18 protein-coding genes are annotated in these 15,523 nt (G+C 31.1%); 11 read left to right on the plus strand and 7 right to left on the minus strand.

The genetic code is table 11. From position 1 onward, the window contains the following. Nucleotides 1-20: 20 nt before the first annotated feature. Nucleotides 21-764, plus strand: a complete 744-nt coding sequence (locus HMPREF3058_RS04695) for a cyclase family protein (RefSeq protein ID WP_002491751.1) — start codon at nt 21-23, stop codon at nt 762-764. A 216-nt stretch (nt 765-980) separates the two neighbouring features. On the opposite strand, the gene HMPREF3058_RS04700 is transcribed toward HMPREF3058_RS04695, so the two are convergent. The 3 genes from HMPREF3058_RS04700 to HMPREF3058_RS04710 form a co-directional block, all read right to left on the minus strand. Next, entirely contained in the window at nt 981-2,165 is a 1,185-nt protein-coding gene (locus HMPREF3058_RS04700; RefSeq protein WP_002491728.1) for an acetyl-CoA C-acetyltransferase, read from the minus strand. Between the two features lie 15 nt (nt 2,166-2,180). Then, complete coding sequence (locus HMPREF3058_RS04705) at nt 2,181-2,393, minus strand: hypothetical protein (protein WP_002447670.1); 213 nt, start codon at nt 2,391-2,393, stop codon at nt 2,181-2,183. Between the two features lie 609 nt (nt 2,394-3,002). Then, complete coding sequence (locus tag HMPREF3058_RS04710) at nt 3,003-3,203, minus strand: sterile alpha motif-like domain-containing protein (protein WP_001831332.1); 201 nt, start codon at nt 3,201-3,203, stop codon at nt 3,003-3,005. A gap of 284 nt (nt 3,204-3,487) precedes the next feature. Here HMPREF3058_RS04710 and HMPREF3058_RS04715 point away from each other — a divergent pair, with 284 nt between their 5' ends. The 6 genes from HMPREF3058_RS04715 (at nt 3,488) to HMPREF3058_RS04740 (ending at nt 7,254) form a co-directional block, all read left to right on the plus strand. Beyond that, nucleotides 3,488-3,691 (plus strand): helix-turn-helix transcriptional regulator, encoded by a 204-nt coding sequence (locus HMPREF3058_RS04715; protein WP_001831346.1) that lies wholly within the window; start codon nt 3,488-3,490, stop codon nt 3,689-3,691. Beyond that, complete coding sequence (locus HMPREF3058_RS04720) at nt 3,688-4,422, plus strand: DUF3169 family protein (protein ID WP_002491718.1); 735 nt, start codon at nt 3,688-3,690, stop codon at nt 4,420-4,422. Before HMPREF3058_RS04715 ends, HMPREF3058_RS04720 begins: the two co-directional genes overlap by 4 nt. A 27-nt stretch (nt 4,423-4,449) precedes the next feature. Next, nucleotides 4,450-5,292, plus strand: a complete 843-nt coding sequence (locus HMPREF3058_RS04725) for an ABC transporter ATP-binding protein (protein ID WP_002437236.1) — start codon at nt 4,450-4,452, stop codon at nt 5,290-5,292. Then, nucleotides 5,292-5,930: an ABC-2 transporter permease gene (locus HMPREF3058_RS04730; RefSeq protein ID WP_002491740.1), complete on the plus strand. Its 639-nt coding sequence runs from the start codon at nt 5,292-5,294 to the stop codon at nt 5,928-5,930. Before HMPREF3058_RS04725 ends, HMPREF3058_RS04730 begins: the two co-directional genes overlap by 1 nt. A gap of 151 nt (nt 5,931-6,081) precedes the next feature. Beyond that, entirely contained in the window at nt 6,082-6,318 is a 237-nt protein-coding gene (locus HMPREF3058_RS04735; RefSeq protein WP_049386217.1) for an epilancin biosynthesis-related protein ElxI1, read from the plus strand. Nucleotides 6,319-6,789: 471 nt separating this feature from the next. Next, nucleotides 6,790-7,254, plus strand: a complete 465-nt coding sequence (locus HMPREF3058_RS04740; protein WP_001831338.1) for a bacillithiol transferase BstA — start codon at nt 6,790-6,792, stop codon at nt 7,252-7,254. A gap of 121 nt (nt 7,255-7,375) precedes the next feature. Here the strand turns inward: HMPREF3058_RS04740 and HMPREF3058_RS04745 are convergent, their stop codons facing one another. Beyond that, a complete protein-coding gene (locus HMPREF3058_RS04745) occupies nt 7,376-7,924 on the minus strand; it encodes a GNAT family N-acetyltransferase (protein WP_002491731.1) in 549 nt (182 codons plus the stop codon). A 1,302-nt stretch (nt 7,925-9,226) separates the two neighbouring features. Here HMPREF3058_RS04745 and HMPREF3058_RS04750 point away from each other — a divergent pair. Continuing rightward, nucleotides 9,227-10,591, plus strand: coding sequence for an MFS transporter (locus HMPREF3058_RS04750; RefSeq protein ID WP_002499497.1), 1,365 nt, complete (start codon nt 9,227-9,229; stop codon nt 10,589-10,591). Between the two features lie 61 nt (nt 10,592-10,652). Here the strand turns inward: HMPREF3058_RS04750 and lepB are convergent, their stop codons facing one another. The 3 genes from lepB to HMPREF3058_RS04765 all read right to left on the minus strand — a co-directional run bounded on the left by lepB (nt 10,653) and on the right by HMPREF3058_RS04765 (nt 12,337). Then, a complete protein-coding gene (gene lepB, locus HMPREF3058_RS04755) occupies nt 10,653-11,231 on the minus strand; it encodes a signal peptidase I (RefSeq protein WP_002458534.1) in 579 nt (192 codons plus the stop codon). A gap of 65 nt (nt 11,232-11,296) precedes the next feature. Next, nucleotides 11,297-11,941 carry a hypothetical protein gene (locus HMPREF3058_RS04760; protein WP_002474867.1) on the minus strand — a complete coding sequence of 215 codons (645 nt, stop codon included), beginning with the start codon at nt 11,939-11,941 and terminating at the stop codon, nt 11,297-11,299. 15 nt (nt 11,942-11,956) lie between these two features. Further along, complete coding sequence (locus HMPREF3058_RS04765; RefSeq protein ID WP_002474869.1) at nt 11,957-12,337, minus strand: LptM family lipoprotein; 381 nt, start codon at nt 12,335-12,337, stop codon at nt 11,957-11,959. Nucleotides 12,338-12,630: 293 nt separating this feature from the next. On the opposite strand from HMPREF3058_RS04765, the gene HMPREF3058_RS04770 reads away from it, so the two are divergent. Genes HMPREF3058_RS04770 through HMPREF3058_RS04780 form a run of 3 tightly spaced genes read left to right on the plus strand, consistent with a single transcriptional unit; the run spans nt 12,631 to nt 15,495 of the window. Next, complete coding sequence (locus tag HMPREF3058_RS04770; protein WP_070731162.1) at nt 12,631-13,389, plus strand: ABC transporter ATP-binding protein; 759 nt, start codon at nt 12,631-12,633, stop codon at nt 13,387-13,389. Beyond that, complete coding sequence (locus HMPREF3058_RS04775; protein ID WP_002499498.1) at nt 13,379-15,259, plus strand: ABC transporter permease; 1,881 nt, start codon at nt 13,379-13,381, stop codon at nt 15,257-15,259. Before HMPREF3058_RS04770 ends, HMPREF3058_RS04775 begins: the two co-directional genes overlap by 11 nt. Nucleotides 15,260-15,303: 44 nt before the next feature. Then, nucleotides 15,304-15,495: a VraH family peptide resistance protein gene (locus tag HMPREF3058_RS04780; RefSeq protein WP_002447657.1), complete on the plus strand. Its 192-nt coding sequence runs from the start codon at nt 15,304-15,306 to the stop codon at nt 15,493-15,495. Nucleotides 15,496-15,523: the final 28 nt, after the last annotated feature.

Consider the following 15,523-nt stretch of genomic DNA (forward strand, 5'->3'; position numbering starts at 1 on the left):
ACGAGCTAGAGGTGAGACAAATGTCACAGTATCCACTTTGGAATCAATTAAATACATTAAAAGAGGCTCAGTGGGTCGATTTAACACATACTTTCGACCCAAATATCCCTCGTTTTAGCGAATTTGAAAAAGGTGAAGTCTCAACGCTATTCAATGTTAAAGATCATGGGTTTTATGTACAACGTTGGAGTATCGTAACTCAATATGGAACACACATTGATGCTCCAATCCATTTCGTTGAAAATAGAAGATATTTAGAAGAATTAGATTTAAAAGAACTTGTTTTACCATTAATTGTTTTAGATTATTCTAAAGAAGCTGCACAAAATTCAGATTTTATCGTATCACGTAAACATTTAGAAGACTGGGAACAACAACACGGTCGCATTGAAGCAGATACTTTTGTCGCATTACGTACTGATTGGTCAAAACGTTGGCCAGATATAGAAAAATTTGAAAATAAAGATGTAGATGGCTATCAACATCTTCCAGGTTGGGGCCTTGATGCATTAAAATTTCTCATTGAAGAACGTGGTGTTAAATCCATAGGTCACGAAACATTTGATACTGATGCCTCAATTGATACAGCTAAAAATGGTGACATTGTTGGCGAAAGATATATCTTAGGGCAAGACACATTCCAAGTCGAATTACTTACCAATTTAGATCAATTACCTACCAGAGGTGCAATTATCTATGCAATCAGTCCAAAACCAAAAGATGCACCAGGCTTTCCAGTTCGTGCATTCGCAATAAAACCTTAATTAATGTCTTTCATCTAGCGTTCTCAACCACGTGGTGTTCAAGTTGTGCACAAACGCTATGGTATGATTCCATTAATGTTCATCATCATAAGATTTTAATAGCAATGAAATCTTTCTAACTAAGTAAAAAGCTATAAACGAAGTTTTTAAAACGACTTCGTTTATAGCTTTTTTAATACACATTTTTATTATATAAAAACCGTGCTCCACTAAATATTAAACGCCATATTTAGATACAAGCGTAGCGATACCTTGACCGCCTCCGATACATAAAGATGCCACACCTGTTGGCTTAGCATCACTTAATTGATGTAATAATGAAACTAAAGTGCGTGCACCCGAAGCCCCTATTGGATGTCCTAGTGCAATCGCACCACCATTAACATTGACTTTATCTTGCGGTAATTGCAACTCACGGTTTACAGCAATTGATTGCGCTGCAAAAGCTTCGTTTAATTCAAAAATATCAACATCATCTATCACTTTATTAGAACGTTTTAAAGCTTTACGTATCGCTTCAACTGGACCAATGCCCATAATTGAAGGCGCCACACCACTCGCACCAAAACTATCTAATACAGCTATAGGTTGTATGCCCAAAGCTTTCGCTTTGTCCTCCGTCATAACGAGCATAGCAGCAGCACCGTCATTGATACCAGATGCATTACCAGCAGTTACTGATCCATCTTTTTTAAATGCTGGGCGGAGTTGTGCTAACTTATCAATTGTCGTTTGAGGTCTAATGCCTTCATCTTGAGAAATCATCAGGGGATCACCTTTACGTTGTGGTACCTCTACAGGTACAATTTCAGCATCAAACACACCTGCTTGTTGTGCACGTGATGCTTTTTGTTGGGAATCGAATGCAAATTGATCTTGTTCTTTACGACTAATCTGATACTGTTCAACTAGATTTTCGGCTGTGATGCCCATATGGTAGTCATTAAACTTATCAGTTAAACCATCAGCTATCATACTATCTTCTAAAGTTTGATTTCCCATTTTAAAACCGAAACGACTATTTTTAAGAAGCATTGGAGATTGAGACATACTTTCCATGCCTCCAGCGATAACAATCTCATTATCTCCCGCTACAATAGATTGATAGGCAAGTTGAATCGCTTTTAATCCAGAACCGCAAACTTTATTTACAGTAAAAGAAGGTACCGCTTCTGGCACACCACCATGAATCGCAGCAATACGAGCAGGATTTTGTCCTTGACCTGCCTGTAACACGTTCCCTAGAATAACTTCATTGATTTCATTAGGATCTATTTGACTATGTTCTAAAATTTGACGAATAACTGTTGCACCTAGTTCATAGGCAGGTATATCCTTAAATGCACCACCAAACACGCCTATAGGTGTTCGATATGCTTCAGCTAATACTATGCGTGACATGTCATATTCATCTCCTTAATATAACTTATACTTTTCTAAAAATGAGGGAAGAAGCAAACCTTCTTTTCTTATTGTCATTATATTTGGATATTCAAATCTATTATTTAAGAGTTTATCTCTTACCTTCATTGTATTTAAATGAGTATTACATACTTTAATTGTAGTAAACACATTCCACATTATATTACCAAATTTACATAGAAAAATTCCATTATGATCTATCGTCATCAAATGCATCACTTTCTTTCTAAGCAATAATCAATTTTAATTTCAGAATCACTTTCACTTCACTAAATATAGTTAATTCATTGCTGTAAAAAAGAGGAAACCATAAAAGAAATACTCATGTCTATACAAACGGGGTAGTCTAACCGTCCCACTTAACACAAGGCATCTTTATAAGATTTCCTCAACATCTACTATTATATCTACGATGATTTAACATTTCTAAGTTTTATTATGCAATCAATACTTACTTTCCTTTATATTTGTCACCCACGCTTCATAATAGAAACAACATATTCTATACTTATCTTTCCTATCAATTCACTGGTAAAGTGTTTTTAGAATCACCAACATCATTGATAATAGATTAAGAAGCCGTATATAAGCGTCTTGATATCCCATAGACTTTTATGAATAAGTATAAAACAATCGCCATTGTTAAAAAACAGTTGAGACATATCATCTATTATTTATTCTAAACATGAAATCATTGATTTATTTGCACTATTTTTTCAAAAAATGAATCCTATCAACGTATATGTATAAAAATTACATTAAAAGATTTTGACTAAAACCCTGATTTATTCAACAACCTTTTAATATAGATGAAGATTATTTATTTTGATACTGCTTAATCGCATCTTGTATCGTATCGTGTAAACTAGGTTCTTGTAACCAATGTTGGAACTTTTCCATAATTTCCCTTGGGGTCGTAATGTTTTCAGGAAAATTAATATCTTTCATACCTTCAAACAAATCTCCAAAATGACTTTTCTCACCTTCAAAATTCTTCATAAAACGATAAAAGCTCAATACCTAAACCTCCTATATTTTGCAACAATAGGTATATATTACCAAAATGAAGGCATTTACAAAATACATTTGTTTAAATTTAAGTAAAAAATTAATAGTTGAGGTTTTATTTATATGTTAAAAGTATTTCTTTTTTAAAACTAATAAATTTTATTAAAACTTGTGGTACTAAAAATCAATTTTATACAACCCCTAAAGAGTATAATATATATGTCATTTTGACTAATAAAATTGTCATAATGACAAATATATTATATAGTTTATATGTAAGGAAGTGATACAATTTGCGCAATAGACTTAAAGAATTACGAGCCCGTGATGGATATAATCAAACAGAGCTTGCTAAAAAAGCTGGAATATCACGACAAACGGTGTCTTTAATAGAACGCAACGATTTTACACCATCTATATTAACCGCAATAAAAATTGCAAGAATTTTTGGTGAACCTGTTGAAGATATCTTTATTATGGAGGAGGAAGACTTTTGAAAATAAAAAGGTATGCACTTCTATGTTTATTAGGAGGATTAGTTGGAGGCATCATCGGATACATCATAGGAGCTATTAACTGGGAGAAGTTATTTAATTATGCACAGTTCGCTAACTTTAAAGTTGTGCTTTATACAACCATCGTAGCATCATTAATAAATGTTATACTCACTGTGTATTTATTTATAGTCCAAAATGCGTCACTTCACTATAAAGCTAAAATTGACGCAAATATTTCAGATGATTTAGCAGATACATATGAAAATAAATCATACACCAAATCATTGAAAGTAAGATTTATTTACACAATGCAATTAATTGTCGCTTTTATTGCAATTTTAATACCCGTCATAGGAAATGCATCTGACAATCACATTGCTCTAATAATGATTCCTTTCATTATTACAATCATTTCATCCATAATGATTGGGATATTTTATAGAAAATTTGATGCTCGATACCCTAAATTAGGAGAGAAACATTACACTGAAAAAGCATTTAATATTATGGACGAAGGAGAGCGATACATCACACTCGTTTCCTTGTATAAAGTGCACCAGCAAAATATTGTATTACTTTTTATAGGAATTATGATGTTGGGGATATTCTCAATAACTACAGGCATGAATCAATCACTAGGCATGATTTTGTTCATCATTTTATTTATCTATAATTCATTGGGATATTTACTGAAAGTCAGTAATTTTTATAAATCAGAACAGAAATCCTAAAACTATTTTAAAGAAAAGGAGTAAATTATGGAAAACTTATTAGAAGTTCAGCAACTCAATAAATCATATAAGAATTCAGAATTTCAGCTTACTGACATCACATTCTCTGTTAAACCTGGCGAGGTAGTGGGTTTAATTGGAAAAAATGGTTCAGGTAAGTCTACCCTCATTAATACACTTGTAGGAAATAGACATAAAGATAATGGTTCACTGAAATTCTTCGATAAAGAGGTGACAGAGAACGACTTCAAATATAAAGAACATTTAGGCGTAGTTTTTGATGATTTACGTGTTCCAGATAAATTAACTCTACAATCTATCAATAAAGTTTTTACTGAAATATATGATGCTTGGAACAGTGATACATTCTTTTCTTTAATCAAAGCATTTGAACTACCAACAAATAATCAAATTAAGACATTCTCAAGAGGAATGCGTATGAAAGCAGCTTTAACAATTGCTTTAAGCCATGATGCTAAATTATTAATCTTAGATGAAGCTACAGCAGGTATGGACGTATCAGGACGTGAACATGTGTTAGAAATTCTAGAGGATTATTTAGGAGACGATCGTGCCATATTAATTTCATCACATATTTCTGAAGATATTGAACAGCTAGCTACTCAGCTCGTTTTTATGCGTGATGGTCGAATTATTTTAAAAGAAAGTAAAGAAGTTTTATTGAGCCAATACGGTATCATCGATCAACCAGTTGAGCATTTCAATATTTCAAATGAGTATCTAATCGCAACGCGCAGACGTAATGATCGACAAATCAGTTTAGTGAATAACTATCAAAAAGTACCTGATGCACAACCACTAAAGACAATCGATGATGCAACTAAAATTATTATGCGAGGTGAAGTATAATGAAAGGTCTTACTCTTAGTATATTTTATACAGCTAAAAAATCATTTTTCATCTACTTAGTAGTCGGAATTATTGCTGCAGTCGTTTTCTCATTTTTAAATCCAACGATGAACAGCTTTCTTGCTATCATTTTTTTAATATCTCCTATTACGGATAACTTCAAACGTGAAAAAGACTCAAGATGGATGAATTACATATCCACACTTCCTGTTAGAAGAGCTGATTATGTTAAAAGTTATTATACTATTTTTCTCTTGTGTGCATTAGTTGGGATACTTGCAGGTGTACCTAGTGTCGGTCTAATCACACAAAGTTTAAGTATGGTATTCATTTCACTATGTGTTGCCATTGGTGGTGCAGGGACTTTCTCCATTATGTTTCCTCTAACATTCAAATTCGGTTCTGAAAATTCAAATGTCATTGTGATGACTACAACATTTGCTGTCATTATTATCTATTTCTTATTCTATATCGCATCAATGATATTGAGTAATCAAACAGGAAGTGGCTCTATGGTTACAATGCTGAGCAACACACAAAGCTATGTTGTATATTCCATTTATGGAATACTTGGATTGATTTCAATGATTATCTCTTATATTTTATCGATTAAAATTTTTAACAAACAAGAACTATAATATTAAAAACCCCCTAAATTTTCGGTAATTGAGAATTCAGGGGGGTTATTTATATCTTTTAAGTTTTTAATAATTTATTTGCATTTAAAGATAATTATTTATTAATATATTTATAAATAGTTAATTAAAAATGGGATAAAGGAGTACTTTAATGACATTATTAACTAAAGTTTTAGATACTTTAACAGGCATATGTGTTGCTTTATTGTTTACCAAGTATTTTGTAAATTATGCAAATGATATGTTTGACTGGCACTTAAGATGGTATTTCCTAGAAAATGTACCTCACTTAGCGCTCATTTTGTTTATTCTAGTATTTATCTTTGCTGTTCCTTCTGAAATGATTAAAGATAAAATAAGAAAAAGCATAATGATTCATAATCAATAAGTATATGACCATCATATTTTAAGTGTCACTGGCTCAATAGAACCCAACTTATCAGATTAGATGATAAATAAATGTATCTCGTAGGAGTTTAAAAAGAAAGAGGCACGCTTTTCCTATACTAATCTAGAACTACTTTATACACATTCGTTATTTACTCTAAATCATTGCTCTTTATTTCGGTCAAAAAGGGCCTACTGCATTCGAACTAAATTTCGAGTTATTAGTTGAATTATCAATCCTTTCGTATATCAATGTCTCCAATCAACTCTAGATTCATCTTACTTCTCAGTTTTTACAGCTAATACACTGATATGTTTATATATATGTATTAAAGGAACAGATTAAAAAAGAGAAGATCCATATACATTAAATTTTAACTAAAACTTGTGATAACTTTTATCTTTAATGCATATGCTACCTTTTTGATGGGTATTTTTAGTAATACCATCGATATATGAAAGGAGTAATATGATGAGTAATATCACAGTTTATAATGTCATTGAATTGGGCGTAAACAATCTTTTAGCCGATTATGACAATTGGAATGTTGAAGAAGTATTAGATAAAGAAACTCAACATTTCCCAAACACTTTACATTGGCAATATGGTCATGTATTAACAATCTTTGAACAAGCATTATCATTAGGCAATCAACATGTCGTAGATGTTGAAAAATATAATAAATTGTTTGGATATGGTTCAAATCCTAGAGACTGGAAAGGACAAGATGTACCTGCTATCAACGAAATCAAACAACACATTCAAACATTACCAGAACGTGCTAAAAAATTAACACACGAGCAGTTAGCTCAGAAATTAGACCAACCTATCGCAGGTTGTAACACACTTGATGAATTATTAATGTTAAATGCTATCCATGTGCCTTTACACACTGGTAAAATTGAAGAAATGACACGTGTACTTCGTGAAAAATAAGCATAATATATTTAAGCGTCTGGATTATCATCTCCAGACGCTTTTAAAGTTGTTAGAGGATTATCAAATTTTATTTGAATGCTTTCGCTAAAACAAAGATAAACATATCTTTCGAGGAGTTTTATCTAGTATACGTACATTCTTCTCTCAACAAGCTAAAAACATAACTATCTGAGAATTCTCCTTGTAAACGTTCATTACTTCTCAATATACCTTCTTGTGTAAACCCTAGTCTTATAGGTATAGCTCGACTTTTCTTATTTTTGGTAGACATTCGTATTTCAATACGATTAATATCATATTCTTCATATACATAATGAATTAAAGTTTTAGTACATTTAGTCATAATACCTTTCTTTTGAAAGTCTTCAGCTAAATAATAACCAATTGAAGTTGTTTTATTAACTAAATCTAAGTAATGCAATCCTATGACTCCAATCAATTCTTTATTATTCCATATTCCACAATGAAATCCATTACCATCGATAAATTGTTGCAACGCCGAATGGATAAAGTGTTTACTATCTTCAACCTTCTTCGTATGTTCAACAAAAGGTAGAAATTCAGCTAGATAATCACGATTGCTATCTACTAATTTAAATAACTGTTCTGCTTCTCGTTCTTCTAATATTTTTAATTTAATATTTTTATTTATTTGATAACTAAACATACAAAACCATCCTTTTTTAGAATTTTCTGTTATTTTAGTATACACGAATATAGGATTATGTCATAAAACTTGATTACTAGAATTCGATATTCTCTAAGTCACAAGTGTGTATGTAGTTCTCTTGTTTCTATTGTCTTATACCTACAACCAATATTAGAGTGAAAAAGCTTAACTTAAGATAGATAATCATCAACAACACAAACGTTAAAAACACTGAGATAACTTTTTTTAAAATATACTTCTCAATATTGATTAGTAAAATCCAAAAATTGTATTTATTTTTATAGATGTCTTAGAAACTTTACATTTTCTATAGAATTTTCGTTGATAAGAGAGTTAAAACAAGATTTTTACAAACAACTTGAAAAATAAATTGAACCACCACAGATTTAAATTAATCTTTATCAAACTTCGATACAGTCTTAACTATAAATTTTTAATATTTAGCAAATATATTCATAAATAAAGCTTAAATTATAGGATTGTTTGGAAATATGAATAATGGAGAAGACTATTACCTGTAAGCGCTAGAAACCTCAAAATAGTGATAGTCAATTTTATACAAAAACTTGAAAACTCTATCTAATTTTTCAAAACCAAAGATAAAGCGATTGGGCTAAATGATTTTTCTTTCAGAACTTTCCTGTAGAAAATCTTTAAGTTAAGAAATTAATGATATCTAGTCAATCTCAATGAAGAAGATAATAATAAATTTGAGGAATTCGAGTGATAAAATTTGTTTCAATTGCGAGGATATTCTATATATTCATTCATTTTAAAAATGAACATTTCTCAAAAACCAAATGCTTTCTAAACTATTGCAAAAATCTAATTGCTTTTCATTTATTAAATAATACAACGAATTATATTTAATCAAAATAATTTTCTAATTAGATTATTTTAAATTATTAAAAAATATGCAACCTTTAACAATATGTATACACAGAAAATATCTTTATTTATTAATAAATTTCTAAAAAATTAAATCTTTTACTTTCGTAATAAATTAAACGTAATTTATCATACAATTTATCCCTCCAACATTTAAAAGTGTTGATAGCAAATAAACAGCTATGATTGTCACACAATTCTGTAAATTATACACATACGATCAAGCTATTGTGGATAATTTCACCCTTACTTAAACATTGCTATAACAACTTTTTTATTTTTCACCTTTCTAGTTATCCACAAATCACTTCTCATCTTTAAAAACATTAATAATTTTTTAATCTTAATTTTATATTGAATTAACGACCTTGGATTACGATTGAAAAGAAGATGAAAATAAGGGATGAAAATATGAATTTCGTTAAATCAAAAACTGACTTATTTAGACTCATAGACAATGAAGCTCAAACATCGACATCTAAGGTGGTTTTATTCTTAATATTAGGAACTATATTTTTAGATGCATATGATATTACTATTTTAGGTACAATGACTGATCAACTCACTCAACAGTTTCATTTATCACCAGCAACGCTATCTATAGTAATGACCTCTTTACCTATTGGTGCATTATTTGGTGCATTACTTGGTGGTACATTAGCATATCAGTTTGGACGCAAGCGCATTTTATCAATTGCCTTACTAACACTCACTGTAACGTCTCTTGGTGCAGCATTCGCACCAAATGTAATTATTCTAATAATATGTCGTTGTGTAATGGGGTTTGCTATTGGAATGGATAGTCCAGTTGCTTTCACTTTTATTGCGGAAATAAGTAATTTAAAGCATAAAGGAAGAAATGTTAATTATTGGCAAGTCGTTTGGTATGTTGCAATAGTTACTTCTGCTTTAGTGGTCATTGCGTTCTTTATGCTAGGGGCTGGTGCACATTTGTGGAGATATGCAGTTGGATTTGGTGCATTTATTGCTTTTATCTTGTACATCTTGCGAATTAAATATTTACACGAAAGTCCGACATGGGTGATTAATCATTATTCTTTAGAAAAAGCAACTGAATTTGTAAGAAAATATTATCATAAAGACATCCACCTAGAGGGAACGCTTGACGATGATTTAAGTTCTGATGTGACTTCGCCTCAAAATTCTTGGACAGACTTATTTAAACCGAGATATATAAAAAGAATTATCCTGGCAACCGCAATTTCAACGTTACAAGGTATGCAGTACTATGGTGTTGGTTTATACATACCTATTATTGCAACTTATCTTATTAGTAAGGATAAAATAGGTGTATTATTGGGCACTGCTATAGTCAATATTGCAGGTATTCTAGGCGCATATTTAGGTGCTCAATTGACTTATAAATTAGGTACACGGAAGCTTACAATGATAGGCTTCACACTTGTTTTAATTTCAATGGTATGTGTAGGACTCTTTTATCATCATCTACCAATGCTTCTTAACACTTTCCTTATTGGATTGTTTTTATTTGGCCATTCAGGAGGTCCTGGTACTCAAGGAAAAACAATTGGCGCCTTATCATTCCCGACTCATTTACGTTCACAAGCTACTGGCTTTGTAGAATCTGTAAGTCGTACTGGTAGTATCATAGGCACTTTTGTCTTTCCAATCATACTTGCTGCGGTAGGTCTAACGAATACTATGTTAATCTTGTCCATTGTCCCTTTACTCGGAATTATCATAACAGTATCTATAAAATGGGAAGCTGTCGGTAAGCATATTGAAGTAGAATAAATATTAAAAACCTCTTAGTACGCATGTCATTAAAAAAATGCACTAAGAGGTTTTTATTTAATTAGTTAGGAAATGTTCCAGGATTAAAACTACCGCCCCACCGATTAAATGGCCAGTATCTCAAAACTACTTTTCCAACAACTTGATTTTTATCTAAAAGACCTACTTCATCCATACGACTGTCAATACTGTTTTGACGATTATCACCTAAAACCAAGTATTTACCGTTAGGAATTTTCATATTGCCATTCGTACCCTTAAGATCTTTAGACTTAAAGTTTTCCGTTAGATATTCTCCAACTTTATGTTTTTTATTTTCACTTAAATAAGGCTCATCTACTTTTTTGCCGTTTAAATATAGTTGATCTTTTTTATATTCTACTGAATCACCTGGTTTACCAATAAGTCGCTTAATATAATCCTGCTTCGCGTTAGCATGAAAAATCACTACATCTCCTGTATCAATATGATCAAGCGTTTTTGCTATACGACTTACTATCACTTTTTCTCGATTTTCAAATGTTGGATGCATAGACGCTCCTTTGACTGTATAAGAAGCAAATAAAAACTTTTGCACAAGTGTGACGATAACAATTGCAACGATTATGGCTACAATCCATTCTATTATTTCTTTCTTCATTATTATAGCTCCCTTGATATGTTTTTATGTCATTTATCACTGAGCTTACATGGGCTCATAAAAGATTACTGAACAACACCATTTTTAACTTTAATGTGTTTTCCTTTTTCAATTTTGTCATATTGTTTTTTAGGTACAACAACGACACGCTTTCCTTGTTTGGTCTTTACAGTAACAGTATAAAGTTTCTCATGAGGCTTCATTTGTTGTTTCAACATATTAAATTGAGCATCTACACTGTTTTTCTTTTCATGTTGATTTAAAAACGAATATGCAAAGATATAATAGAATAACCAATTATTATAATAAGTTGTAGCTATATATTGAGACGAATACGGTGCACTTGAATCATATGGCCTTTGAGATGGCATTAAAGAACGAGATTGTGCTTTTTGGCTTGATACACTCTGTTGTCCTTTATTTTTGGTTGCTGTCACACGACTTGATTTTGTCGCTTGTTGAGCAGCACGCTGACTAGATTGTTGTGCATTACGAGACGCATTTATTGCACTAGAACGACTCATACTTGTACTTGAAGAAGTTGAACCTCTAGATGCAGAAGCTGCACTGCTACTTGAACTAGAACTTGCCGAACTGGAACTACTCGTTCCGCCCGATGTTGTTGCATGAGAATATGTACTGACAATACTTAAAGAAGACGTGAGAAATACCATCATTACGCAACTTGTTTTGTATAATAGCTGTTTCATTTTGTCACCTTTCTTTTACTTCGTAACTTCATCTTTCGAAATGGCTTTGCCTTCAACATCATCATCACCATAAATCATATATGGTGGTCGGTATACATGAATTTTCTTCCCATCTTTTACAATATATGGTTTTTTATTACCATCATCTAGTATATGTTCATACACGTGATCTAAATCAGCTTTTTCTATATGTGATTTACCTTTTTTATCTTTATATTTAATCTCAACATTTGGCGTTTCAGAATCTCCATCATTTAATATTTCATAATAAACATAATCATATTTATCAGATTTTTGACTTTCCTTAGATGGCTCTTTTTGTTTTCCAGAACCTCCACATGCACTTAAAGTAACAGTTATGGTAAGTATACTTATGATCATAAATACTTTTTTCATATTAATACTCCTTTTCTCCATTTATAAATTCATAATAAATTATAACAAACAATTTTTAAATTATTATTAATGATTAACTAAAACCTTATTTTTAAAAATTCAGTTTAAATTAAGCGTCATGGATAATCCGGCAAATTAAACCAAAAGCATACACTTATATGTATTTTGATAAATTATAAAACAAGTATCTTTCAAACATGTAAGTTTCATGTCTATAAATGTAAGTTTAGATAAAGGCAAGGAGGTCACAACCATCCTACAATTTAAATATAGATAACTAAAGGAGTGAGAGGATGGCTATTTTAACAGCAAATCAATTATCAAAAGTATATGGTCACAAACAAAAATATCGAGCTTTAAATAATATAAGTTTTTCAGTTGAAAAAGGGGAATTCGTAGCTGTCATGGGTCCATCTGGATCAGGTAAAACGACTTTACTCAATGTGTTAAGTTCAATAGATACTATTTCAGGTGGAACTGTGGAAGTTGAAGGCAAAGAAATTAATAAACTGAGCCACAAAGAAGTGACAAATTTTCGAAAACAACATCTCGGTTTTATTTTTCAAGATTATAGCGTTTTACCCACATTAACAGTAAAAGAAAATATTATGCTACCACTCTCAGTACAAAAATTCCATAAATATGAAATGGAACAAAATTATAAAGAAGTGGCTGAGGCATTAGGTATTTATAACCTGGGAAATAAATATCCAAGTGAAATTTCTGGCGGTCAGCAACAACGTACGGCGGCTGCCCGAGCATTCGTCCATAAACCAACGATCATTTTCGCAGATGAACCTACTGGCGCCTTAGATTCTAAAAGTGCCCAAGATTTGTTACATCGTCTAGAAGATATGAATAAACAATTTAATTCAACCATAATGATGGTGACACATGATCCTTCAGCCGCTAGTTACGCTGAGAGAGTCATTATGTTAAAAGACGGTGATATACACTCAGAAATCTACCAGGGTAACGATTCAAAACAAACATTTTACCAAGAAATTATGAAACTTCAAACCGCACTAGGTGGTGTCACTCATGACATTTAACCAACTTATCCTTAAAAATTTAAGAAAAAATATTAAGCATTATGGAATGTTTCTATTTTCATTATTGATTAGCATTATACTTTATTTTAGTTTCTCAACTTTAAAATATTCACATAGTATTAATAACTCAGATTCTTCAACTATTATTAAAAATGGTGCCACAATTGGTGCTACAATTCTTTTTATCATTATTGTTGTTTTCTTAATGTATGCAAATCATTTATTTATTAAAAGGCGTACAAAAGAGTTTGCCTTATACCAACTGATAGGTTTAACACGTAGAAATATTCTAAGAATGCTCAATATAGAACAACTAGTATTTTTTATTGTAACAGGAATTTTAGGCACTTTAATTGGTATTTTTGGTTCAAAACTTTTACTTGTTATCGCTTCTAAATTAATGAAGTTAAACACACATATCTCTATTGGCTTTGAACCCCAAGCTATACTTATTACTATCGTAATGTTAGCTGTCGCTTTTTTATTGATAATGATACAAAATTACATTTTCTTAAAAAAACACAGCATTTTAGCTTTGATGAAAGACAATTATACCCCGGAAGCTACCCAAAAACGAATAACTACGTTTGAAGCAATCAGCGGTGTTTTAGGAATTATAATGATAGTATTTGGATATTATATGTCTACTGAAATGTTTGGTGTTTTTAAAGCTTTAACAACTGCTTTGATTACACCTTTTAGCATACTTTTCTTAACTATTATAGGTGCTTTCTTATTCTTTAGAAGTTCTGTATCACTTATTTTTAAAACGCTAAAACATATTAAACATGGTCGTGTAAATATCACAGACGTTGTCTTTACATCATCTATCATGCACAGAATGAAGAAAAATGCGATGTCTCTCACAGTTATTGCTATCATTTCAGCTTTCACTGTTAGTATTCTTTGCTTCGCGGCAATTACACAATCTAATACTAATACAACTTTAGAAATGACTTCTCCAGATGATTTTAATATAAGCCAGAATAAAATAGCTACGCAATTTAAACATAAACTAGATCAAGGAAATTTAAAATATCATCAACGGACTTATGAAGTAATCAATCCAAAAACATTAAGCGACCACGTCATGAAGAGTAAGAATGGTTCTGATATGTCTACTAATACAACATCATTAATGATGAACTCACATCTCAAGGGTCATGAAGCTAAAATAACGAATATACAATCATCAACGGGATTAATAGATATTCATTTAAATCATAAGATAACAGTTAAAGGAAAATCTAAACAATCTATTATCGTTAAAGACAAAGATGACTCTAAAATATATCCATCACAATTATCATTTGGAGCTCCTATAGTTGAGGTGAGCCCGGAGGTCTATAACACATTAAAAACTGACAATATTGTTAATAAGATGTACGGTTTTAATTTCAATACTCACAAAGATGTGAAAAAAGCAGAAAAAATTGCCTCAAAAGTTAATCGTAATATTGTGTCGCACGATGAATATAAGAAATTTATAAACCAAAGCAATGGCATACTTATATTTGTAACATCATTCTTAGGAATAGCATTTTTAATGGCTGCTGGTTGTATTATTTACATTAAACAAATGGATGAAACTGAGGATGAACTTGATAACTTTAAGATATTACGTCGTATAGGATTTACCTACACTGATATGTCTAAAGGTTTACTATTAAAAATTGCATTTAATTTTGGATTACCGCTTCTCATTGCTTTATTACATGCATTATTTGCAGCACTTGCATTTATGAAACTTCTAGGAAATGTCTCAATGTCACCTATATTTATAGTAATGATTATATATACAGTTGTTTATTTCATTTTTGCTATGATTTCATTTATACACTCGAGTCGTATGATTAAGCATTCTATTTAGTAACTCAATTCACAAAATTATTTTAATAAAGGACGTTTTTTACTATGAAATTCAAAGAATTAATCAAACAATCATATGAGGATTTAAAAAATTTAACAATCAATTGGTTTAACGTACTTAGTTTAACTGTAATCATATTTATTTTAAGTAACATTGTCACACCGCTTATTGGTATACCTGTGGGTTTACTCGGTGGTGCATATGTCCTAAAGAGACGTGAAGAGAAAAATAAATAACCATAATACAAAAGCCCTCAATAGAGAG

The sequence above is a fragment of the Staphylococcus sp. HMSC068G11 genome (assembly GCF_001815825.1).
In the GTDB taxonomy this organism is placed as follows: Bacteria; Bacillota; Bacilli; order Staphylococcales; family Staphylococcaceae; genus Staphylococcus; species Staphylococcus epidermidis.

Coding starts and splice junctions, on each gene's coding strand:
- HMPREF3058_RS04725 (WP_002437236.1), top strand. CDS start 4,450: ATGGAAAACTTATTAGAAGTTCAGCAACTCAATAAATCATATAAGAAT.
- HMPREF3058_RS04770 (WP_070731162.1), top strand. CDS start 12,631: ATGGCTATTTTAACAGCAAATCAATTATCAAAAGTATATGGTCACAAA.
- HMPREF3058_RS04730 (WP_002491740.1), top strand. CDS start 5,292: ATGAAAGGTCTTACTCTTAGTATATTTTATACAGCTAAAAAATCATTT.
- HMPREF3058_RS04760 (WP_002474867.1), bottom strand. CDS start 11,941: ATGAAACAGCTATTATACAAAACAAGTTGCGTAATGATGGTATTTCTC.
- HMPREF3058_RS04735 (WP_049386217.1), top strand. CDS start 6,082: ATGACATTATTAACTAAAGTTTTAGATACTTTAACAGGCATATGTGTT.
- lepB (WP_002458534.1), bottom strand. CDS start 11,231: ATGAAGAAAGAAATAATAGAATGGATTGTAGCCATAATCGTTGCAATT.
- HMPREF3058_RS04705 (WP_002447670.1), bottom strand. CDS start 2,393: ATGACGATAGATCATAATGGAATTTTTCTATGTAAATTTGGTAATATA.
- HMPREF3058_RS04740 (WP_001831338.1), top strand. CDS start 6,790: ATGAGTAATATCACAGTTTATAATGTCATTGAATTGGGCGTAAACAAT.
- HMPREF3058_RS04765 (WP_002474869.1), bottom strand. CDS start 12,337: ATGAAAAAAGTATTTATGATCATAAGTATACTTACCATAACTGTTACT.
- HMPREF3058_RS04750 (WP_002499497.1), top strand. CDS start 9,227: ATGAATTTCGTTAAATCAAAAACTGACTTATTTAGACTCATAGACAAT.
- HMPREF3058_RS04775 (WP_002499498.1), top strand. CDS start 13,379: ATGACATTTAACCAACTTATCCTTAAAAATTTAAGAAAAAATATTAAG.
- HMPREF3058_RS04695 (WP_002491751.1), top strand. CDS start 21: ATGTCACAGTATCCACTTTGGAATCAATTAAATACATTAAAAGAGGCT.
- HMPREF3058_RS04745 (WP_002491731.1), bottom strand. CDS start 7,924: ATGTTTAGTTATCAAATAAATAAAAATATTAAATTAAAAATATTAGAA.
- HMPREF3058_RS04780 (WP_002447657.1), top strand. CDS start 15,304: ATGAAATTCAAAGAATTAATCAAACAATCATATGAGGATTTAAAAAAT.
- HMPREF3058_RS04700 (WP_002491728.1), bottom strand. CDS start 2,165: ATGTCACGCATAGTATTAGCTGAAGCATATCGAACACCTATAGGCGTG.